23 protein-coding genes are annotated in these 22,610 nt (G+C 42.3%); 18 read left to right on the top strand and 5 right to left on the bottom strand.

Annotated features, from left to right (window positions below; all coding sequences use genetic code 11):
- Window positions 1–181: 181 nt before the first annotated feature.
- Genes B1C82_RS03335 through B1C82_RS03350 form a run of 4 tightly spaced genes read right to left on the bottom strand, consistent with a single transcriptional unit; the run spans window position 182 to window position 3,295 of the window.
- The gene (locus tag B1C82_RS03335) at window positions 182–880 is read right to left on the bottom strand and encodes an SDR family oxidoreductase (RefSeq protein ID WP_086446194.1); all 699 of its coding nucleotides are present in this window, start codon (window positions 878–880) and stop codon (window positions 182–184) included.
- A gap of 10 nt (window positions 881–890) precedes the next feature.
- Window positions 891–1,892, bottom strand: coding sequence for a magnesium/cobalt transporter CorA (gene corA / locus B1C82_RS03340; RefSeq protein WP_086446195.1), 1,002 nt, complete (start codon window positions 1,890–1,892; stop codon window positions 891–893).
- Between the two features lie 44 nt (window positions 1,893–1,936).
- Entirely contained in the window at window positions 1,937–2,488 is a 552-nt protein-coding gene (locus tag B1C82_RS03345) for a TetR/AcrR family transcriptional regulator (RefSeq protein WP_086446196.1), read from the bottom strand.
- A gap of 3 nt (window positions 2,489–2,491) precedes the next feature.
- Window positions 2,492–3,295: an aldolase/citrate lyase family protein gene (locus tag B1C82_RS03350; RefSeq protein WP_008594733.1), complete on the bottom strand. Its 804-nt coding sequence runs from the start codon at window positions 3,293–3,295 to the stop codon at window positions 2,492–2,494.
- 186 nt (window positions 3,296–3,481) lie between these two features.
- Between B1C82_RS03350 and B1C82_RS03355 the strand changes: the two genes are divergently transcribed.
- From B1C82_RS03355 to B1C82_RS03435, 17 genes are all read left to right on the top strand, one after another.
- Complete coding sequence (locus tag B1C82_RS03355; RefSeq protein ID WP_086446197.1) at window positions 3,482–3,772, top strand: hypothetical protein; 291 nt, start codon at window positions 3,482–3,484, stop codon at window positions 3,770–3,772.
- 105 nt (window positions 3,773–3,877) lie between these two features.
- Window positions 3,878–4,873: a signal peptidase I gene (gene lepB / locus B1C82_RS03360; RefSeq protein WP_234008461.1), complete on the top strand. Its 996-nt coding sequence runs from the start codon at window positions 3,878–3,880 to the stop codon at window positions 4,871–4,873.
- A 2-nt stretch (window positions 4,874–4,875) separates the two neighbouring features.
- Complete coding sequence (locus B1C82_RS03365; RefSeq protein ID WP_086446198.1) at window positions 4,876–5,109, top strand: AtpZ/AtpI family protein; 234 nt, start codon at window positions 4,876–4,878, stop codon at window positions 5,107–5,109.
- 9 nt (window positions 5,110–5,118) lie between these two features.
- On the top strand, window positions 5,119–5,478 hold the full coding sequence (locus B1C82_RS03370; RefSeq protein WP_234008462.1) for a hypothetical protein: 360 nt from the start codon (window positions 5,119–5,121) through the stop codon (window positions 5,476–5,478).
- A gap of 113 nt (window positions 5,479–5,591) precedes the next feature.
- On the top strand, window positions 5,592–6,644 hold the full coding sequence (atpB, locus tag B1C82_RS03375; protein WP_086446199.1) for a F0F1 ATP synthase subunit A: 1,053 nt from the start codon (window positions 5,592–5,594) through the stop codon (window positions 6,642–6,644).
- 45 nt (window positions 6,645–6,689) lie between these two features.
- Entirely contained in the window at window positions 6,690–6,980 is a 291-nt protein-coding gene (gene atpE / locus B1C82_RS03380; protein WP_008595212.1) for an ATP synthase F0 subunit C, read from the top strand.
- Between the two features lie 2 nt (window positions 6,981–6,982).
- Window positions 6,983–7,510: a F0F1 ATP synthase subunit B gene (locus B1C82_RS03385; protein ID WP_086446200.1), complete on the top strand. Its 528-nt coding sequence runs from the start codon at window positions 6,983–6,985 to the stop codon at window positions 7,508–7,510.
- Window positions 7,511–7,513: 3 nt separating this feature from the next.
- The gene (gene atpH, locus B1C82_RS03390; protein WP_086446201.1) at window positions 7,514–8,074 is read left to right on the top strand and encodes an ATP synthase F1 subunit delta; all 561 of its coding nucleotides are present in this window, start codon (window positions 7,514–7,516) and stop codon (window positions 8,072–8,074) included.
- Window positions 8,064–9,578 carry a F0F1 ATP synthase subunit alpha gene (gene atpA, locus B1C82_RS03395; RefSeq protein WP_086446202.1) on the top strand — a complete coding sequence of 505 codons (1,515 nt, stop codon included), beginning with the start codon at window positions 8,064–8,066 and terminating at the stop codon, window positions 9,576–9,578. Before atpH ends, atpA begins: the two co-directional genes overlap by 11 nt.
- A 13-nt stretch (window positions 9,579–9,591) precedes the next feature.
- On the top strand, window positions 9,592–10,452 hold the full coding sequence (atpG, locus tag B1C82_RS03400; protein WP_086446203.1) for an ATP synthase F1 subunit gamma: 861 nt from the start codon (window positions 9,592–9,594) through the stop codon (window positions 10,450–10,452).
- A 21-nt stretch (window positions 10,453–10,473) separates the two neighbouring features.
- Complete coding sequence (atpD, locus tag B1C82_RS03405; RefSeq protein ID WP_086446204.1) at window positions 10,474–11,877, top strand: F0F1 ATP synthase subunit beta; 1,404 nt, start codon at window positions 10,474–10,476, stop codon at window positions 11,875–11,877.
- A gap of 3 nt (window positions 11,878–11,880) precedes the next feature.
- Window positions 11,881–12,261, top strand: a complete 381-nt coding sequence (atpC, locus tag B1C82_RS03410; protein ID WP_020771277.1) for an ATP synthase F1 subunit epsilon — start codon at window positions 11,881–11,883, stop codon at window positions 12,259–12,261.
- 193 nt (window positions 12,262–12,454) lie between these two features.
- A complete protein-coding gene (locus tag B1C82_RS03415; RefSeq protein ID WP_086446205.1) occupies window positions 12,455–15,127 on the top strand; it encodes a hypothetical protein in 2,673 nt (890 codons plus the stop codon).
- A gap of 2 nt (window positions 15,128–15,129) precedes the next feature.
- The gene (locus tag B1C82_RS03420; protein ID WP_086446206.1) at window positions 15,130–17,373 is read left to right on the top strand and encodes a GAF domain-containing protein; all 2,244 of its coding nucleotides are present in this window, start codon (window positions 15,130–15,132) and stop codon (window positions 17,371–17,373) included.
- A gap of 406 nt (window positions 17,374–17,779) precedes the next feature.
- Window positions 17,780–18,109, top strand: a complete 330-nt coding sequence (locus B1C82_RS03425) for a metalloregulator ArsR/SmtB family transcription factor (protein ID WP_086446207.1) — start codon at window positions 17,780–17,782, stop codon at window positions 18,107–18,109.
- Window positions 18,096–18,578 (top strand): SRPBCC family protein, encoded by a 483-nt coding sequence (locus tag B1C82_RS03430; RefSeq protein WP_086446208.1) that lies wholly within the window; start codon window positions 18,096–18,098, stop codon window positions 18,576–18,578. Before B1C82_RS03425 ends, B1C82_RS03430 begins: the two co-directional genes overlap by 14 nt.
- 38 nt (window positions 18,579–18,616) lie before the next feature.
- Window positions 18,617–19,225: an SRPBCC domain-containing protein gene (locus B1C82_RS03435; protein WP_086446209.1), complete on the top strand. Its 609-nt coding sequence runs from the start codon at window positions 18,617–18,619 to the stop codon at window positions 19,223–19,225.
- Window positions 19,226–19,416: 191 nt separating this feature from the next.
- Here B1C82_RS03435 and carA read toward each other — a convergent pair whose 3' ends face one another.
- Window positions 19,417–20,505 carry a glutamine-hydrolyzing carbamoyl-phosphate synthase small subunit gene (gene carA / locus B1C82_RS03440; protein WP_086446210.1) on the bottom strand — a complete coding sequence of 363 codons (1,089 nt, stop codon included), beginning with the start codon at window positions 20,503–20,505 and terminating at the stop codon, window positions 19,417–19,419.
- Between the two features lie 100 nt (window positions 20,506–20,605).
- Here carA and thrS point away from each other — a divergent pair, with 100 nt between their 5' ends.
- On the top strand, window positions 20,606–22,579 hold the full coding sequence (gene thrS / locus B1C82_RS03445) for a threonine--tRNA ligase (RefSeq protein ID WP_086446342.1): 1,974 nt from the start codon (window positions 20,606–20,608) through the stop codon (window positions 22,577–22,579).
- Window positions 22,580–22,610: the final 31 nt, after the last annotated feature.

Genomic DNA, 22,610 nt, shown 5'->3' on the forward strand with positions numbered 1-22,610 from the left:
ACATGGGCTCGGGGGCGCCCCCGCCCTGCATTGGGATTGGGGGGAGTGGCCCGTGGGAGAGCGCTTACACCCCTATCACAAAACCATTTCTCCGTCAAGAATATCCCTCACTTCAAATCCATGTTGGAATTCCAACAAATGGAAAATCTATTCTTTCTAAGTGATCCTGTACGCAAAAACCTTACCAAGGAATCTCCTTCTTATCTCTTAGAAAAATTCCACTTGGTCCACTCTTGTCTAATTGAGCCGCCCAAACAATTGTCTCAGCGCCATGTTCTACAGAACGAGTTGCTGATTTACCGCCCATGTCTGTTCGAACCCAACCAGGACATACGGAATTCACTTTAATATCTTTGTCGGAAGATTCTGAATGAAGAATTCTAGTCAGTGCATTCAAAGCAGTTTTGGAAATACGATATGCGGAATAGCCTGAACTCATATCATAAAGTTGTCCCATACCTGAGCTGACGTTTACGATTCTTCCATAACCGTTCTTCTTCATGACTCCTAGGATCTTTTGGGATAAAAGAAAAGGTCCTATCAGATTTGTATCCAAGGTTCCCTGAAGCATTTCTAATGTAGTGTTTTCGATAGAGCCGTTGTCCAGATAGATCCCAGCGTTATTTACAAGAATGTCGATCTTTGGATATTTCGTGAGAACATCTTTCAAGAAAGATTGGATAGAATTAGGATCGGAAACATCCAGAGCAAATGCTTCTGCAGAGCCGCCTGATTTTTGGATAGAAGATGCAGTTTTTTCGGAATCTTCTTTTTTACGGGAAGCGCAGATAATGTGGATCCCCGATTTGGAAAGTTGTTTGGAAACTTCTTCGCCTATGCCTCGGCTTGCGCCTGTTACGATTGCAATTTTTTTGTCCATAGGACTTGGACTAATCTTTGAACCAATTTTTATATTTAAAATACAAAATCATAACGGCAGGGATTGCGAGCATTGTGGTAAGAGAGCCACTTAGGATTAGTCTGCTCTCGTAAGGAAGTTCCGTAAAATTCATCCCGAAAAATCCAGTCAAGAATGTGAGAGGCATAAAGATCATAGAGACCAGGGTCAATCGTTTGATGATATCGTTCGTTTTCTGAGAAAGAATAGAGAAATATGCATCCATAGAGTTCCCGATCAGGTCCCTGTCCATATCAATTGTTTCTACTAGCCTACTCAAATGATCATATACGTCCCTAAAATAAAATCTAACTCTTTCAGAAAGGAATTTGTCTTCATACCTCATAATCAGATTTAGCACTTCTCTTTGGGGAGAAAGAACCCTTCTCATTCGGACCAGATTCCTTTTCACGTATAAAATATTTGTTATAAAGTCCGGTTCAATCTCGCTGATCAAGATTTGATTTTCCAGATCTGTAATTTGTTCCGAGATCTGGTCCAAAATTGGAAAATTAGAATCCACCAAAAGGTCGAATAAAAGATAGAGAACATGATCTGTTCCCTTAGAAGAAAAATTCTGCTCCATAAGGGTCCGATTCCAAAGAGAATCTATTAATGGTTCCTTATTTTCATGGACGGAAACTATAAACTTGCGATTGAAAAATACATGAGTTTCGGTGGCAGAAATAGATTGTTCGCCTTCTGATTTAAAACTATGAAGGACTATAAACGCATGGTCCTCGTAATCTTCGAACTTGGGTCTCTGGTTCCTGTTCACACAGTCTTCGATCGCAAGATCATGAAACCCGCAGTTTTTAGATAAAAAGATAAGATCTTCCGAACTAGGATTTTCTACGTCGATCCAGACTTTCTCTTTATTTAGAGTTTTTGCCAGTGAGAAATTTTTTAAAAACGTGGCATCCGTTTTCCGAGTGATCGCTTTAGAGGCGGAATGTTTTTCTTTGGGAGTAGGGAAGGAAAGAAAACGTATCATCTGATTGTCCTAATACGAATTTTTTCCGAGAGCTTTTTAAGGCTTTAGGTGTTCTCCAAGGCGTAAACTATATACGCGCGGAAATCTTCCAGGGTAAACTCTCTCTTATTGGTCAGGTGATTGATCATATAACCTATGATCGCTGAAGTAAGATTTTTTACTTCGAATTCAGTATAATTTGGTTTTAAAGCAAGTATGATCTTTTTAGAATTCTCATAAAAGATTAAATTAACCAAATGAATATTCCGTTTTTTTAATCTATGGATTTTTGGCTGGAGCATTAAACTCCAGTATAAACGAAGATATTCTTCGTTCTCTTTAACCAATTTGATTATCTGTCCGCCTAAAAATTGGATAAGCTCGGCTCTATTCTCTGAAGTATTCAATTTTTCAGGGAGATATTTTTTTAGGATCGTATCATGTGACTCAATGATCCCTTCTAAAATTGATTCTTTAGATTCGAAATAGCGGTAGGCAAGGCCCAAGGATAAACCGGCTCTCTGGGCAATTTGCCTCATGGTAGATCCGTGATACCCTTGTTCAGAAAATAATTTGAGGGAAGTTCTTAAGATTAGGTCTCTTGTATCTTTGGCCATTTTTTACCGAATGGAATAGAGAACCTTTCTGGACCCAATCCTTTCTCGGTTGGTTTCCATTCTATTCTTATAGCCGTAGGCCTTCTCTGGTTTTAGAAGAGAGAATAGATCATACAATTCGATCTCGAATTGTAGCATAACTTCTGCTACTTCTTCCGGAAATTTTTCCAGAGATTTCATAGCGTCCACACAAACATGTCTGGAGTTGATCTTATCAGGACGGATCTCTTCAGCTATCTTTCTGAAATTTTGTTTGGTGATCGTACCGCCTACAGAAGTTTTTTTACCTCTGTCTTTGGAGATCGCAATGATAGTGCGAGTAACTTTCATCACTTCTTTATCATCAGGGATCATTCCCATAGAAGCCGAGAGATCAGATCTTGCAGCAGTCACCTGATCCAGATCCTCGAAAGCACTGGAGTCAGCAATCTCCAACATATTTTTATAACCTGTGATTGTCTCCAGGTTGATAGCCTTAGTGACCTTGGAAAAAGTCACAGGACTTAGCATACTTTTAAGAGTAGAAATAAAATTTTTAAGAGCGTACGAAGATTCGATCATAGGTGCAGAAATACCTTCGATCTCTTCTTTCACGAGCATACGGATATCTGTTCTGGCCTCCGGTCCGCCGATCTTAACAGTGACCGGAACCAAATCTTTAGCCACGATATGAAGCGCTCGGATCTCGTCCGAATCCATATCTTCCGTTTCCGTGCCTCCTTTCAATCCTACGATAGGATAGCTCTGTTTCAGAGAAATCAGGTGGCGGCGAAGTTCGATAATTTTGCGGTCTATCTGCTCTTTCACGTTTCTAATATCGTCCTTTTCAAAAAAACAGTAAGGATTTTTAGGAAAAAAGCTATGGCCGCGTCCCTCGCCAAGGCTCGGACCGTGCTCTCACCTCCGGTCAAAAAATCGTGAAATTTCACACAAAGGCCGCAAGGTGGGGAAGAAACGGAACTTATTGTATGATCGCGAGGATCTGACTATCTTATGCTTTCAAAACTCCCTTTATTATCCGCTCTTAGTTTATTTCTCTTTTTCGGTTGTTCCAAAGAGGATATAGACGAGATCAAAGGAAAGAAGAAGGAGGAATTCAATCCGGTTGCTAGCTATTTTTTCTGCGTCGCTTCTACCCAAGCATGTATAGATGACCAAGGAGAGGATTGTTTTATCATCGAAAATGATCCGCAATACTTCGCAAACGGAGGTGGCGGGGTTGAGGCTTTTTGTCTGGATAGAACAGCTGAAACAATGCTCGTCACCAAAACGGGTGGCATGTAACTGAAGTCTATGAGTTCGGTGGTTTCTGAGCGAACCTAAGGAGACGAAAATGGATCTTTAGTCTTCCGAATTGACGGGAAATACCGATCCCGTATCAATAGACCTATGAGCCAGCCGAAGGGCAGTACCTTTTTGAAAAAACTTCCTACATGGATCCAAGAAATCTTTGGAGAAGAATCCGTAGATTCCTCACTCTCCTTCTTTTTTATCGTTTTATTAGTTTTAGCTTTTAAATCCTCAGTATTGGACGCGAACAATATTCCATCGGGTTCTATGCTCCCCACTTTGAAGATAGGGGATTTTCTGTTCGTAAATAAAATGAGATATTCTCTCAGACTTCCTTTTACGGATATCGAACTCAAAAGATACGATGATCCTAAAAGAGGAGATATCGTAACCTTTATCCCGCCAGATGGAGCAGTCTCGCCTGAAGAGAAAGAAGGCTGGTTTCCAAAAAGATTCGTAAAAAGAGTGATCGGTCTTCCTGGGGATAGGATTCGAATCGTAAAGGTGCTACATGAGAGAGATGGATTTCCTACTGTCTATGGCAGAATAGAATATATGGGAAAAGGAAAAACAGACTTCTCCGCTTATGATTTCAAGGATGCAGAAAAGGGAAATCTATTCGATGACTTGGACGATGACGCAGCAGTCCAATATTATCTTTTTAAAGAAAGTAAACCTGGCTTTGAGCACTATGTCATCGAAGGAAACATGCGCCCTTATAATCATGAATTCAAAGAGGCAGACTGTTTTCAGATTACAGGTTGTGTGATCCCGGATGATCATTATATGATGATGGGAGACAATCGAACGAATTCTTCTGACTCTAGATTTTGGGGATTTGTTCCTAGGGACAATATACTTGGAAAAGCTGCATTGATCTATTTCTCCATCAATTGGAAAGACCATGTATGCGCTTACAAAAGTGCAGAAGACTTGGGGCTAAACGGAGACTCCGCGCAAAAATACGATCCGGAAGAATTTAGATCGAAATGTGGAGACATTGGTTCTAATATGAACTGGTTCAAGAGTACTATATTCTATAGAATACCTAGAATGCAGGTCCGTTGGTATAGGATCGGAACCGTATTAGAATAAATATGAGCGAACCGGATCAAAAACCACCAGAAAATAACGATACTTCTGCATGGCAGCTTGCTAGTGTAGGGACGGAGTTTGCTTTTATTCTTATTGCATCCGTCTTTATAGGAAGGTATCTGGATGGACGTTTCGGTTGGTCTCCATTTGGGATCTTATTCGGGGCGATTTTCGGATTCGGTTACGGGATTTATTATCTTATCACCAGAGTTTCCCAATTCGATAAAAAGGACTAGGTTCCGTTCTTGGGAATAAAGGACTCTGGTGGAGTATTGCAGCCTAAAAAGTATTATTTAGGCTTTGTAATCCTTCTACTTATCTTCGGTTTATGGTTCTGGTTCTACGGAGCTTCTTATCCTAGCGTATGGAAGGGGATTGTAATATCTCTCGTCCTATCTTTACTTATTAATTATTTTAGATTTTATAACCTTTGGAAACATTCCAAAGATGGTTTTCCGATTCAATTTGGAACGACTGTTCTGTCTTTTTTTATTCATTTAGCCGTTTTAGTACTGTTTATCTGGAGAGGTGAACGTGAGGGTTTCGTGATCGGTTTTTTTATTGCCCATTTCGCCAACCTTTTAATATTGGTACTCGCAAGGTGACCCCTTAAAACGCCTCAAAGAACGTTTTAGAGTGACTTTGCGGGAAATAGAACCCTGGGTGGTGCTCCCAAAACTCTTCTTTCCTGTCGTTTACGAGAGGACCCTTTACAAGTATGTTGAAACAAATCTTCGCAACCGCATTATTATTGTTCTCACTTCCATTATTTGCTTCTGAGGGAGAAGCTTCCAAACCTTTCGATTTGAATGAGGTGTTGGTTCACCACTTGATGGACCACGCTGAGTTTCCTTTCAACGTGGGTGGAAAGAAAGTTTTCGAAGGACATGAAAGTTTTGATCCTCATGCAGAAAACATCTTCGTAGATCATTCGACCGGTCATAGATTCCATTTCGTTGGCGGTATCGATCTTCATATCACTCGTCGTGTTACGATGATGTGGATTGTTTCTTTCCTTCTTTTAATCGTATTTATTCCAGCGGCTCGTTTGATCGCAAAAAATCCATTAAAGATACAAAGTAGATTTGCGAACGCTGTCGAAGCTTTTATCACTTTCTTGAAAAAGGATGTAGTGGATGCAAATACTGATGGCCACGGACATTCTTATTATCATTACATTTTCACATTATTCTTCTTCATTCTATTCTGTAACTTAATGGGACTCATTCCTCCAGTAGGAGAAGTGATCCAACTTGGAATCGAATCTGTGAATGCAGGCGAAGAAGTTGCAGCTGCAACAGAACATGCAGCTTCTGGTCACCATGAACCGATCTGGATCGCAAAAGTTTGGAATGGTATTACTGTCACAGGTGATGTTTCCGTAACCGTTTCTCTTGCACTTATTACATTACTTCTGATCTACGGAACAGGATTCGTTTACCAAGGACCGAAGTTCATTCTTCATTCCGTTCCGAATGGAGTTCCTGCACCTCTTTATTTACTAATGTGGCCATTGGAGTTTATCATCTCCCCACTTGCTAAAGCATTCGCACTCACTGTGCGTCTTTTGGCGAACATGACCGCTGGACACGTAATCATCTTAGCGCTGCTCGGATTTATTTTCCAATTCCAGACTTTATGGGTTTCTATCGCTTCCGTTCCTGGGGCAGTCGCTATCTATTTCTTGGAATTGTTCGTGGCCTTCTTACAGGCTTACGTGTTTGCTTTATTAACTTCGCTCTTTATTGGATCGAGCATGCATAGGCACTAATTTTAATTATAAGCGTTTTGATTTCAAATAGGAGAAAGTAATAAAATGGAATTCGGACTAGGTTACATTGGAGTAGGAATCGCAGCTGGACTCGCTATTTTAGGCGCAGGACTCGGAATCGGAAGAATCGGTGGCTCTGCTGCTGAAGGAATCAGCCGTCAACCTGATGCAGCTGGAAAAATCCAAACTGCAATGATCATCTCTGCAGCCCTTATCGAAGGTGCGGCTCTGTTCGCAATCGTTATTGCGTTCCTTGCAGGTGGAACTCTGAACACTGCAGTTAGCAAAGCATCTGCTGCTAAAACTGAAGTTTCTGCACCGGCTGAAGGTAAATAATCTTGTTTCTCTTGGCAGCTGACAGGGGATTAGGCGCACTACTAGACGTTAATCCGGGTCTGATCATTTGGACCCTGATTACCTTCACAATAGTCGTCATTATCCTTAAAGTTTTCGCTTGGGATGTGATCCTCAAAGCTCTGGATGAAAGAGCTGAGACCATCCAAAACGATATTCGTAAGGCTGCTGACGTACGTTCCGAAGCGGAATCTTTGCTGAAAGATTATGAAACAAGAATCGCTCAAGCAAAAGACCAAGCTAACGGAATCGTAGCGGAAGCCAAATCGGACGCTACTAACCTGAAAAACAAAATGTTGGATGATGCTTCGAAAGAAGTGAAGGCTCTTAAAGATACTGCACTGAAAGATATCGAACTCGCAAAATCCAAAGCATTGGCAGAACTCCAAGGACAGATCGTGGACATGACCGTTCAAGTCGCGGCTCTGGTTCTGGAGAAACAGTTAAAAGCTGACGATTATAAGTCCTTTATCGAGAACGAGTTAGGCAAGATCAAGAAACTGAGCGCGTAACAAATGAGCTATTCTGCGATCCCAAAAACATACGCGGCCGCTTTCGCGGACGCTAGTTCTTCTCCGGAAGAAGCCGAACAGGAATTGGATTCTATCGTAAGTATTTTTAAGATAGAACCGCAGTTCCGCGATTTTTTCGATACCCCTTCCGTTAAAAGGGAAGATAAGGAAGCTGTTCTATTAAAGACCTTCCAGGGGAAAATTTCGGAAATCACACTGAACTTTTTACAGGTGCTTCTTCGCAGGGGAAGATTTTCATTTCTTTCCGAAATTCACGAAGCTTTAAAAGAAGAACTGGATCGTAAAGCAGGAAGAGTTCGCGCGAAAGTTAAAAGTTATCCCGCTATGGATGAGGCTTCTCTCTCCAAACTTAGGGAAGTATTAAAAGAAAGATTCAAATCGGAGTTCATCTTGGAAGCAAGTGAAGATCCGAGCCTTCTCGGAGGTTTCGTGGTCAGATTCCAAGACTTGGCGATCGACTCTTCCATGAAAAGCCAACTTAAGAAAGTAAGGCAAACCTTGCTGGACAGCAAATTACCGGTCGGAGTGGTGTATGAAAATTAAAACAGACGAAATTACGTCGGTCCTCAAACAGGAAATTTTAAATTATAAAAAAGATCTGGGTGTCGAAGAAGTCGGAACTGTTCTGGAAGTAGGGGACGGTATCGCTCGAGTTTTCGGTCTCAGAAACGTGATGGCTGGAGAACTTGTGGAATTCCAAAACGGAGTTCGCGGTCAGGCATTCAACTTGGAAGACAATTCCGTGGGTGTGATCATTTACGGAGATTACAAAAACATCCGTGAAGGATTCTCCGTAAAAAGAATTGGAAAAATCTTAGAGGTTCCGGTAGGACCGGAAATGCTCGGACGTGTGGTAAACCCACTTGGTGAGCCTCTGGATGGAAAAGGACCGATCAATACCAAACATACTCGTGCGGTAGAAAGTCCTGCTCCTGGTATTTCCAAAAGACAACCGGTCGAAGAGCCTCTTCAAACCGGTATCAAAAGTATCGACGCAATGATCCCGATAGGCCGTGGACAAAGGGAGTTGATCATTGGAGACCGTGGAACTGGTAAAACTTCCATCGCTCTGGATACGATCATCAACCAAAAAGGTTCCGGCGTTATCTGCGTTTACGTAGCGATCGGACAGAAAGCTTCCACTGTAGCGACTATCGTGGAAAAACTAAAAGCAGTTGGAGCTCTCGATTATACCATCGTGGTTTCCGCAACTGCTGCTGATCCTGCTCCTCTACAATATATTGCGCCGTATTCTGGCTGTTCTTTTGCAGAATACTTCATGTATAATGAGAAAAAAGCTACCTTAGTTGTTTATGATGACTTATCAAAACAAGCGGTTGCTTATCGCCAAATGTGTCTTCTTCTTCGTAGACCTCCGGGCCGCGAAGCTTATCCTGGAGACGTATTTTATCTCCACTCTCGCTTATTAGAAAGAGCGGCTAAATTGGACGAAAAATATGGAGCAGGTTCCTTAACCGCGCTTCCTATCATCGAGACCCAAGAAGGTGAGGTTTCTGCTTATATTCCGACTAACGTGATTTCGATCACTGACGGTCAGATTTATCTGCAATCCAACTTATTCGCATCCGGGGTTCGTCCTGCAGTGGATGTGGGTATCTCTGTATCTCGTGTTGGTTCCGCAGCTCAGATCAAAGCGATGAAACAAGTCGCTGGAAAAATGAAATTGGAATTAGCTCAGTTCAGAGAGTTAGAAGCATTCGCTCAACTTGGAACTGACTTAGATCCAATCACTCAGGCTCAGTTGGACAGAGGATATCGCATCGTCGAGATGTTGAAACAACCTGTTTCCAGCCCTTATCCTGTAGAAGAACAAGTGGTCGAAATTTTCGCGGTAACCAGAGGACATATGGACAAGGTTCCAGTTCCTAAGGTGAGAGAGTTCGGAGCACATTTATTAAACGTTCTTCGCACACAACAACCGGAAGTTTTGAACGCTATTCGCACCGAAAAGAAAATTTCGGACGAAGGAAAACTGGGAGAGGTTATCGCCTCTATCGCAGCTGACTTTGTTAGGAACCTGAAGTAAGCGGAGAAAAATCTTGGCTACACCTCGGGAAATAAAGAAACGGATCAGCTCCGTTAAAAACACTCGGAAGATCACTCGAACTATGGAAATGGTCGCTACGGCTAAATCCAAAAAGTTGAGTGATCGGGTGAACGCGTCCCATCCATTCTCTAACAAAATTAAGGAATTGGTGGGAGCGCTTGCATCACTTGCTTCCGTAGTAAAAAGTCCTTATTTAAGAAAACCGAATACGATCCGTTCGATCGCTCTTCTTGTGATTACTGCAAACAGAGGTCTTTGTGGAGGATATAACTCCAAGACGATCCGTTTAGCAAAAAATCGTATCCAAGAATTGAAAGATCAGGGCGTGAACGTTCGACTTTTTGTTGTCGGTAAAAAGGGAATTTCCTATTTCCAATTCGCAAAAGAGAAAATAGAAAAATCTTATACTCATATCGACGATAAGTCCGGTTACAAGGAAGCGGAAGAATTTGCAGACTTCTTTTTGGGTCTATTTGCAAGTGAAGAGGTGGATTCTGTGGAAATTATTTCTACAGTTTATCATTCTTCTGCAAACCAAGAGGCTGAAGTTACTAAGGTTCTTCCGTTCGAAGCACAAGGAGAAGCTAACGTAGGTTCCAACGTTCTATATGAGCCAAGTCCGGCTGATATTTTGGAATCACTTCTTCCTTTAGTGGTAAAAACTGCATTTTTAAAAGCGATCTTGGAAGCAAATTGTTCCGAGCAGATCGCAAAGCGCGTGGCCATGAAATCCGCAACGGACGCGGCCTCCGAGATGATCAAACTTCTGACCCGCGGTTATAACCGTATTCGTCAGGCGAAGATCACTCAGGAGATCTCGGAGATCGTAGCGGGTGCGGACTCGCTAAACTAGTTCTGGTATTGGAGTACTTGGATGAGCAAAGGTAAAGTAAAACAAATCATCGGATCCGTTTTGGATATCGAATTCGAGTCCGGACATCTGCCCGAAATTTTTAACGCGCTTGAAATCGACGCGGTCGTAGAAGGCAAAAAGGAAAAAATTATCGCCGAAGTGCAACAGCATATCGGTGGTAGTGCAGTAAGAGCGATTGCTCTTTCTTCCACTGACGGCTTGGTCCGAGGACAGGATGTTTCTGATACAGGAGCTCCTATCTCCGTTCCAGTTGGGGATGTGACCCTCGGAAGAATTTTTAACGTTCTTGGAGAGCCTGTTGATGAAGGCGCTCCTATCCAAGTGAAAGAGCGTAAACCGATTCACAGAGCGGCTCCAAGTTACGAAGACCTTTCCCCTAAAACGGAAGTATTCGAAACAGGGATCAAGGTTATCGACCTTCTTGCACCTTATATCAAAGGTGGAAAGACCGGACTCTTCGGTGGAGCCGGAGTAGGTAAGACAGTTCTTATCCAAGAGTTGATCAATAATATCGCGAAACAACACGGTGGATTCTCAGTATTCGCTGGTGTTGGCGAAAGAACCAGAGAAGGAAACGACCTCTGGAGAGAGATGAAAGAATCCGGAGTTATCAACAAGACTGTACTTTGTTATGGTCAGATGAATGAGCCTCCTGGTGCTCGTCTTCGTGTTGCTCTTTCTGCTCTTACAATGGCAGAACATTTCCGCGATTCTATCGGAACAGACGTATTACTCTTCGTAGACAATATCTTCCGTTTCTCCCAAGCGGGATCAGAAGTATCGGCTCTACTCGGACGTATGCCTTCTGCAGTAGGATACCAACCAACTCTTTCCACAGAGATGGGTGCTCTTCAAGAGCGTATTACTTCTACTCGTAAGGGATCCATTACTTCCGTTCAGGCGATTTACGTTCCTGCGGACGACTTGACTGACCCTGCTCCTGCTAACGCTTTCGCTCACTTGGATGCAACTACGGTTCTTTCTCGTGCGATTTCTGATAAAGGGATTTATCCTGCGGTTGACCCGCTCGATTCAACTTCCCGCGTGATGAACGCAGAAGTTCTGGGTGCGGAACACTATGGTGTTGCTCGCGAGGTGCAAAGGATTCTTCAGCGTTATAAAGATCTTCAAGATATTATCGCGATCCTTGGTATGGACGAACTTTCTGAGGACGATAAGGTTCTTGTTGCGAGAGCAAGAAAGATCGAGAAATTCCTTTCTCAGCCTTTCCACGTTGCGGAAGTATTCACAGGATCTCCTGGAAAATACGTAAAACTTGCAGATACAGTTCGCTCTTTCAAAGAGTTGATTTCCGGAAATTGCGACCACCTTCCAGAGCAAGCCTTCTACATGGTAGGAACCATAGAAGACGCGATCGAGAAGTCCAAAAACCTGAGAGCATAATCGATGGCAGCCAAGCTAGACGTATCGGTAATCTCTCCAGAGAAACTACTCTTCCACGGCGATGCGGACAGCATCGTCGTGCCTGGAAGCGAAGGGTTTTTCGGAGTGTATCCGGGCCATACATCTCTTGTTTCCCTACTTGGGATCGGCGTGTTGGAAGTCCGACAAGGAAATAAGACCAAGATCGCCGCTATCGAAGGCGGGTTTTTCGAAGTAAGAGACAATAAAGTTACAATTTTGACTGACCACGGTAGCCTGAAGGAAGATATCGACCTTGCTGCCGCTCAAAAAGCCCTAGAAGAAGCGGAAGCTCTTCCTGCCTCCAGCGAGAAAAATACTCTCGTCCTAAAAGCAAAAACCCGAATTTTAGCAGCTTCCCGCTAATATTTAGGGGTTCCAAATTCCGAAAATTATTAAGGGACACTTCTATCGGTTAAGGCCGAAGAAGTTTCCCGTATACGAAGAGAAGGTCCTCTAATATAAGGGGACAGACTCGAAATTTTTTCGGATTGTATTTCCTGCAACTTAGGAGATCCTCCGAATTAGACAGACGGATTTTTAGCATACTGTAGGAAGCATGGCGGACGATTTTACGATAGACGAGGGAGAGGGGTTTCCAGCTGGAAATGGAGAGGATTTTGATCCGAGTGAAATGAGCTTGGACGAAATAGATTCTCTCTTGGCTAGCGATGGAGATTCCTCCGATTTTAATTTCGATTCCGTTCCGGGAGATTCGCCAGATACTGAAGGCTTCGAGGAGTTACTCGCTTCTTCTGGAGATGATTATCCGGATGACCTACCTAGTTTTGAACCTGAAGAAACTGACTTTGGTTCTGACTTAAGCCAATTAGATGAGTCCGTCCATCTGGACGAAGACTTCGATTTCGAACTCACAGATCCTATGATCGATGCTGAGATCGACAGGCTTTTAGATATTGATGATGATCTGAATTCTCCTCCTACATCTTCTTCCTCCGCTCCTTCTTGGAAAGAAGCAGCACCTTCGGCTCCACTTGAAAATCATGAGGAAGCATTCGGAGATTTAGGATCTTTAGACTTAGGAGATTTTTCTCAGCCCGGAGATATTCCTTCATCCGCATTCCATTCAGACGACCAACCATTCGATTGGGGAGGGGACTCTTCTGATCAAGACGAAGTAGTCGGTCTCTCTGATGCAGAGTTAGACGATGAGACTCCGATCTCACTTTCCGATGACGAATTACATAATATAGATATAGGTTCTAATCTCGCAGACTTTTCTATGGACGAGGAAGAAGTTTCCGCTCCTGAAGATTCAGGTTCCAAAACTTTCGAAGATGAAATAGTTTCCGATGATGAAGGTCCAATCTCTCTTTCTGAACATGAGTTAGACGATATCATGGCAGAGGACTTCACTCCTAATATGGAAGAAGAAGGTTTTGGAGACCTGGGTGGAGATGATATCTCTACTCCTTCTTCTGAATTGACCGAAGACATCAATTTCGAAGGTGAAGAAGAAAAGGACATCGCACTTTCAACCGATGAATTGGATCATCTCTTAGGAGGAGATGATTCATCTTTCGAAAACAAAAGTTCTTTTGAAGAATTAGGAGATTTCGGCGACCTAGATCTTGGATCGGTTTCTGAAGTGCATACTTCTTCTGATTTAGATACAGAAGACGCGAACGAACCGATCGCACTTTCGGACGACGAACTAGGCAATTTATTATCCTCAGGCGATGAGGACGAAATCGAAAGTATCCAGCTCGATGATCTTGATTCCGTAGGAGCTCCTACAGCAGAGTCTGAGTTTGGAATGGAAGAAGATACTGACTCTTCTTCTGAACTAGACCTAAGCGATTTTAATTTTGATCCAGAACCGGAAAATAAAGAAGATGAATTCGGCGGAGAAGATGAATCAATCTCTCTTCCTGTTTCCGATTTTGATAATTTTGGGATGGCTGAGGAAGAAAATCCTCTCGATACCGGACTTGATCTGGACGATTTCGAAGAGAATGCAAAGTCTGAAGAAAAAGCATTCGAAGAAACTTTAGGGGACTTTACTTCCGCAAGTGATGAAGACATCTTAGGAAGTTCCGATTCTGATCTGATTGATTTCGCTCCTGCAGAGACTTCGGAAGAAGATTTCTTTGCCGAAAGTTCCGATCCAGACGAACCGATTGCACTTTCGGATGACGAGCTTGGAAATTTATTATCTTCCGGAACAGAAGAGGAAGAAGAGCATACTGGAACTTCTTTAGATCTTTCTTCCGATTTAGATGATAACGAACCGATTGCACTTTCAGACGACGAACTAGGAAACTTACTTTCCGGAGAGGAGGAGACAGTATCTTCCTTAGATTCGGATGAGGATGAACCGATTGCTCTCTCTGACGACGAATTAGGAGATCTACTATCTTCTGGAGAGGAAGAAACTTCCGATGCAGATATATTTGCGGACGCTCCGCCTTTGGAACATGATGACAATGCTCCAGTAGAATTCGGAGACTTCAGCTTAGACTCAGAAGCAGATGAGCCGATTGCACTTTCAGAAGATGAGTTAGGGCATTTATTAGAAGAAGAACCAGGAGTGGAAACTGCTTCTTCCGATCTAATGGAAGATTCAGACGAGCCAATCTCACTCCCGATCAACGAGTTAGACGATATTGGAACACCTGATGTGTCTTCCGATTATGATATAGACTGGGACGGACCTGTTGCGGATCTGAATGATCTTGGCACGGGCGAAGAGAATGCAGTTGCTGCACCTTCTGATTGGGATTTGGGAGAAGACGCGGACGAACCTATCACATTGTCCAACGACGAATTAGGGAATTTACTCTCTGACGAAACTCCGCAAGAAGTAGATTCAGAGGACTTGGATTCATTATTATCTTCTCCTCCTGATGCAAATGACTTAAACGCGTTAGGTTCCTTTGAGGACGATATTCAAATTTCAGGTTTGGATTTTGCGGGTGAAGAAATCGTCCCAACAATTGAGAAATTGGCTCCGGAGCCAGAACTGAATTTCATCTTGGATGAGTATGCAGATGAGGATGAACTTTCTCCTCTGGAAGAGATTCGCCAAGCTGGGGGCGTTGCAGAAGAACCTGAGACAGGTGAGGCAATTCCTACTCAAGATGAGATGAAACGAATTCTTCTCTACTTGGATGAGTTGCTTGGAAATCTTCCGGACGATATGATCCGGGACTTCTCCCGTTCAGACTATTTTGAACTTTATAAGAAATTAATGAAACAAATCGGCGTTTGACGATGGGTTTGTTAGACAAGGTCACTCGTCTTATTCGTTCCGGAAATTTCGAATCCGGAACGAAATCTTCTTCCTCTTCGGTAGCAGTTTCCGGAGAGGAGAAACCTTCTCTTTTAAAAAAGTCGATGGCCGTACGTGCCAAAGGTCTTTTAGAAAAGGCAATGGATTTTGGCGGAAGAAAGGAAAAAGCGACTTCTGCTTACGAAGATCCTACTAGCTTTGAACCTGCGACTGCCTCCACTTCCTCCGATGAAGATTTTAGTTTTGATTCTCCTTCAGCAGATTTCGGAGATATCGATTTTGGTGCGGAGACTTCAAGTGATACATTCGGAGGAGAAGATTCGGATGCAGAGGTTTCTTTCCCGGATTCTGCTTTCGGAGAGGAAAGTTTTGGCGAAAATGTAAATAGCGATTTCGACCTTTCTTCAACTGATTTCGGTTCTTCAGCTGAAGAAGAACCTGACTTTGAGCTGGATCCTGACCTTGGATTAGGATTAGAAGATTCAGATTTGGGCGCAGACTTCGGCGAACTTTCGGAGGAAGCTCCACAAAAAGGATTATTATCAAAAGCAGAAGAGGCGAAAGAAGAGGAAAAAATCCCTTCTGGACTTTCGAAACCGGAAGCAATTAAAGATCCATTCGATGATTGGGTAAAGGATGCAGAAAATCAAGCAAGCGGGGAAGCTGGTCGCCCTTTTAGTAAGGAACAGAGTGATACTGAAAATGCTCAGTTCTTATTCGATGACGACTCTGATTATTCTACATTACCTATCGATTTGCAGATTGCTTCTCGTAAAAAATTAGAGAACTATTTATCTGCATTCGAAATTTCGAAGGAAATTTCCGCTTCCAAAGATTTTACAAACTTTTTTGAGAACTTAAGTTTTTCCATCCAAGGGCAGATCGGTGCTGAATCTATAGTAGTTTTCTCTTCTACAAATGGAGAATATGATGTGCTTCGAGTTGTTGAGGCACAGGGAATTGGAGCCGATCCGGATTGGATTTTAGAAGTAGGGGACGAAAGTTATCAGGCAGCACTAAAAACTCCTTCAGTAGTGTATGCAAAAGAAATATTAAAACATTCTCCCCCTAAGAAAGAGAAAGAGATTCTAGAAAAAACAGAAGCGGAGATGCTCGTTCCGATCCGCAGTTATGATGAATTTTATGGAATTATAATATTAAGTAAAACTGTAGCAGGCGAAGATTACACAATCGAAGACCTGGAGTTCTTGAAGATCGTAGGGGAAATAGCCGGATCCGTATTGAGAAGGATCATGGACTTAGAAGCACTTCACCAAGAAAATGATCGTTTGAACCAAGTGGTCAAAAGTAACGAAAGAATACTTGCGACCGCAAGAGATCTGGCTGGTGTCCGTGATATGGACGAGGCATACGATTATTTAGTCGAAGTATTGAAAAAAGAACTGGGGCTGAGGCGCTGGAGTTTCTTACTTTTAGATAGAAGTACTCGAAAGGAATACAAAGTATTCGGAACAAATCTTCTTACACCTGATACTTCCGGAAAATTCAGATTAGGATTAGATTCTAACTTGGTTGGAATTGTTGCTAATGTACCTGGAGTTTTCCGAATTGCAAATTTCAGAAAAAATCCTGAATTATTATCTCAATTGTCGAACGACGAGATTGGGCTCATGCACGATTTCGACATTCTTCCATTCTTAAATCTGAACTGGCTCGTAGGAATGTTATTCATTCACGAAACAGAAAGGCCTTGGACGGATACGGATCGTGAAACCGCAGTGGGGATTTCCGAGATAGCTTCGCCAGTGCTTTCTAATTTATTAATGTTAGAAGAAAGAGATGCGGTATTCAGAGATCCATTCAGTCCTGTTGAATCTAGAATAGATGAAGCTATCTCCAGAGCTTCTAAGATAGGAACTCCTTTTAGTCTTACAGTATTCAAAGTCCAAAATGCAACTAGAATGGTCCGAATCAAAGGAGCAGGTTTTTTTGCTCACTATTGCGAAGAACTCAGAACTTCTATTCAGGAAAATCTTGGGGAAACAGATTATTGTTACCGAGTCGGCCAAGGAAAATACGTAGTTGTTCTGGACGGAAAAGATAGGGAAGAAACCCAAATCGTAGTTCGTAAGATCCGAAATAGAATTGTAGAATTGGATAGAAAGAACAAAGATTTCCAGACTTCTACGGCCAACCAAACTCTTTGTTATCCTGCGGATACCAGAGAAAAAGAAAGAATGTTGGAATTGATAGAAGAATCCTAATTTCGTTTGTCAGGATAATATTGTAGGAGTTCCTACATTTGTATAGGAATTACCCCCTCCCAATCCCGCGACCCATAGGAAGTGGATTCCCGAAGGGTAGCTGAGCAAAGCGAAGCTAAAGTTTAAATCAGACAAGTTGCACCGTGTCGGACAGAAACGTTCGGGTGGAGGGGAGTGGCCCGTGGGAGAGCCCGGTCCCCTTTAACACAAATTCCTTTCTTCGTCAATAAGATCTTCTCACTAACTTTCATGTTGGAATTCCAACATCGACGATATTTCAGACCTTCTCCGCTTTTTTAAATCTTCCTTAAAATTTCAACTTTCCTCCTCCAAAATTTGGGTTCTAAACGATATATCTATTTAATTAAATATTGACTTAATTAAACGGATGTTTAAATAATGGATTATGAATGCTTTTGCCGCTCTTGCGGACGATACGAGACGGGAAATTGTGAGACTGGTGGCCAAAAATGGTGAACTTACTTCAACTGAGATTGGGCAAAATTTTGAAATAAGCCCTCCTGCCATTTCGCATCACTTGAAAGTCTTGAAGAGTGCCAAAGTCCTTAATATGAAGAAGGAAGCGCAAAAACGTATCTATAGCCTCAATGGATCAAGTATCAATGAAATGGAAGACTGGTTGCTTGATATTATCGACCTATGGAATAAGCGTCTGGATAAATTGGATAGATATGTATTAAAGATTAAAAAGGAGAGATCCCGTGATAAAAAATAACGTGGAAACAATAATAGAAGGTAACAAGGTCATTTATAAAAGATATTTCGACGTATCGACGGAACTTCTCTTTGAGGTATGGTCAATGCCAGAGCATCTTTCCGAATGGTGGGGACCAGACGGATTTACATTAACCACCAAACGTATGGATTTTACCAACGGAGGGATTTGGGAATTTATTATGCACGGGCCGGATGGGCAAGATTACAAAAACAAGATCCAATTCACCGATATCAAAGAGCCTCTTTATATTTATTATAAACATTTAGGCGATGGAGAAGGTGATCATGACGTTCATTTCGAATCGAAAATTATATTCGAAGAAGCCGGAGAAGGCACAAACCTAGTAATGGAACAAATCTTCCCGAGCAAAGAAGAACTGGAAAGAGTGAATGAAAAATATGGCGCGATCGAAGGCGCTAAACAACATATCGGCAATCTAGGAAAATACTTGGAAAAACTGAAATAATCGACCGGCGATATTTCTCGCAGAGGGAAATTCTAATAATGAAACAAAAGACAATGTTGCAATTAGCATACTTATTAAGTTTTGCATTTCTGTTTGGTTGCGCTACTTCTCACTTCACTGAAGGATCTTCGCCGGAAACTTCTGGAAATGGTACGTTTATCATCAGTCATTCTTTCGATGCGGATACAAAGACGGTCTTTGAAATGTGGATTAAGCCGGATCGATTTGTGAAATGGTTAGGGCCAGCCGGCGCTTCTATGACCTTCATCAGTGTTGGAGTGAGAGAGGGTGGAACTTCACAATGGTCAATGACTACAGCCGACGGAGTTACTAAATACGGTAAACTCAATTATAAAAAGATAACCCCTAATAATCTTTTGATCTATGCTCAGAACTTTTGTGATAAAGAAGGAAATCTATCAAAACCCCCCTTCGCTTCGACCTATCCGGATATGCTTTTGACCACTGTAACCTTTACGGGAGAAAGTAAGAAAAAGACAAAAGTAACAGTAAAATGGGAAGTTTTCGGAGAAGCTACGGATTCGGAACGCCAAACTTTCAATGGAATGAAGCCAGTTATGACAGTAGGTTGGAATAGCTCTTTCGAGAAGTTGGATGTTTTGTTGAAGAGAAAAAAGTTACTCTAAGTTGAGAGCAATTATATTGTAGGAGCTCCAACATTCGTATTAAGATCGCCCCCTCCCTGCATTGGGTGGGGGGAGTGGCTCGTGGGAGAGCGCTTACACGCCTACCACAAATCCTTTAATCCGTCAACGAAATCCGCGTACACAAATCCATGTAGGAGCTCCAACAAACGAAGCCATCCCACTTACGCCGATTACTTCTTCTTAGTAGAATCGACTAGATCGTAAAACTTCTGGAACAAATATCTACTGTCATTTGGACCAGGAGAACTTTCCGGGTGATATTGAACTGATAAGAGAGGGTATCCTGATTTCAAAATACCTTCTACAGTATCGTCATTCAGATTGATAAAAGAGATAGGTTCTTTTTCAGAAGGTTCTGCAACCACAGCAAAACCATGGTTCTGAGAAGTGATCTCCACTTTACCAGTCTCCAAACTTTTCACAGGTTGGTTTCCGCCTCTATGACCGAATTTCATTTTTTCAGTCTTCTTTCCTAAGGTCAGACCAATGATCTGATGACCTAAACAAATCCCGAAAAGAGGATAATTATTTTCTAATATAGCTTTTGTAGAATCGATCGCGTAAGTGCAGGCTGCAGGATCTCCAGGACCATTAGAAAGAAAGAATGCATCTACTCCATCTTTCATAATTTCCGAAGCAGGAGTTTGAGCAGGATAAACAGAAACTGCGAAACCTGCTGCATCCAAAAGTCTAAGAATGTTTGTTTTCACGCCGTAATCATAAACAGCGAGTTTGTATTTTTTTCCTACTTTTGATCCGAACTCATACTTTTTATCAGTTGTAACAACCTTCGCTAGGTCAGCGTCTGCAATCCCAGGGAACTTCTTCACTGCTGCTAAAAATGAATCAGAGTATTCGTTTGCGACGAAGATTCCACCATTAGGTGCACCGTTTGTCCGAATGAAGCGAGTCAACTTTCGAGTATCGATTCCTTGGATCCCAGGGATTTTATAATCTTTTAAAAATTGAGATAATGTCTTTTGAGCTTTGAAGTTGGAAGGACGATCCACATATTCTTTTACGATCATTCCTGACGCTTGGATCTTTCCGGATTCCATGTTTTCAGGATGGATCCCGTAGTTCCCGATCATCGGATAAGTAAGAGTTACGATTTGGTTGGCATAGGAAGGATCGGTTAGAATTTCCTGGTAACCCGCCATAGAAGTGTTAAAGACGATTTCCCCGACGGACTGGGTTTCGTAGCCGAAGGATTCACCTTCGTATACGTCCCCGTTTTCTAAAACCAAGAACGCTTTCATTAAGGACAGGCTTTCGCACCGAAGGCAAGGGTCAAGTGGAATCACCCAGAATTTTGTAGGAACTCTAACAGGCTTGCGAAAAAAACCACGTATCGACGGAATGGAAGCAGGGGTAGCTGTGGCAGTTCAAAATCAGTCAGTCAAATTTATCTTACCGGATGGAAGCTCTAAAGAAGTATCCGCCGGTTCTTCCTATAAGGATTTTATAGAATCCCAACTTCCGTTCTTAAAGAACAAGGCGTTAGCAGTCCGCCTGGATGGCACAAACGTTTTGGATTTGAGCCGGACTATTGATTCCACAACCACCCCAAACACAACACCTAAGCTGGAAGTTTTAACCTTCCAAGACAAAGAAGGTTGGGAAACCTTCCAACATTCCGCTGCACACTTGCTCGGGATGGCGGTCCAGAATTTATACAAAGATGCAAAATTAACCGTGGGTCCTGTGATCGAGAATGGTCCTGGGTTTTTCTATTACGATATCGATTTCACAGAGACTGTGATCACTCCGGAAGATTTTCCTAAGATCGAAGCAGAGATGAAGAAGATCGTAGATGCGGATCACGAAGTTTTCCGCAAAGTCTGGGATAAAAAGGAAGCAATCTCCGTTTTTGAAAAAATGGGAGAGGACTACAAGATAGAGATCGTTGGCCAAATTCCTGATGATAAAGTTTCTATCTACGGGATGGGAGAATGGTTCGACCTTTGTAGAGGACCTCATATTCCACGCTCTGGATTTTTAAAAGCATTCAAATTAACTGCACTTTCTGGAGCTTACTGGAAGGCGGACAAAAACAATCGTATGCTCACCCGAATTTACGGGATCGCATTTCCTAGTAAGAAGGAATTGGACGAATATGTTTTCCAGCTGGAAGAGGCTAAGAAAAGAGACCATAGAAAAATCGGAAAAGAAATGGATCTATTCTCCTTCCAACCGGAGGCTCCTGGTTTTCCTTTCTGGCATCCTAAGGGAACTACTCTTTGGAATGCATTAGCGGATTATATTCGTAAAGAATGTGCGAAACGTGGATACCAGGAGATCAAAACTCCTGCAGTACTTTCTTCCGAGTTATGGAGAAGGAGTGGCCACTGGGACAACTTCAACGAGAACATGTATTTTGTTGATATCGACGAAGAAGAGTTCGCGATCAAACCGATGAACTGTCCTGGTTGTAGTTTGATCTATAAGCACCATCTTCATTCTTATAGAGAACTTCCTCTTAGATTCGCGGAATTAGGGAGTGTACATCGCCATGAGTTGCATGGAGTTCTTCACGGACTTTTCAGAGTAAGGGCATTTACCCAAGATGATGCGCATATCTATGCGCCTTTGGAATATCTGGAAACAGAAGTATTGGATATCATTGACTTCACTTTTAATGTATATAAGAAGTTCGGATTCCAAGAATTTAAAACTTATATTGCTACTCGTCCGGAAAAGTCCCAAGGTAAGGATGAGGATTGGGAGTTTGCAACCAACGCTCTCAAACAAGCCTTGGAAAAAAGAAATATTCCATTCTCCATTAAAGAAGGAGAAGGTGCATTCTACGGACCTAAGATAGAATTTAATATCAAGGATTCTATTGGAAGGATGTGGCAATGTGGAACTGTCCAGATAGACTTCTCCATGCCGGATCGTTTCGAATTAGATTACACTGATTCTGATGGCGCTAAAAAAAGGCCGGTTATGGTCCATAGAGCGATCTATGGTTCCTTGGAAAGATTTATTGGGATCCTAATCGAACATTTCGAAGGTAAATTCCCTCTTTGGCTTTCTCCTAATCAGATACGTGTTCTAACCGTAACCGAAAATGTGCAGGAATATGGATCCCAGATCTTAAAAGATCTGATCGATTTAGGTTTCAGGGCAGAAGGGGATTTCAGAAATGAGAAAATCGGTGCCAAGATCCGAGATTCTATCCTGAAAAAGGCAAATTACCTTCTGGTATTGGGCCAAAAGGAGAAGGATAGCAGCACTGTTGCGGTCCGAAAACGAGGCTCAGAAGAAACAATTTCTATGTCATATTCTGAGTTTCGTTCTTTGTTGGAAAAGGAAGTCTCGGAAGGACTTTGAACTAAATTCTACTTGATGAACTAGGCTATCC

The sequence above is a fragment of the Leptospira venezuelensis genome (assembly GCF_002150035.1).
Classification (GTDB): domain Bacteria; phylum Spirochaetota; class Leptospiria; order Leptospirales; family Leptospiraceae; genus Leptospira_B; species Leptospira_B venezuelensis.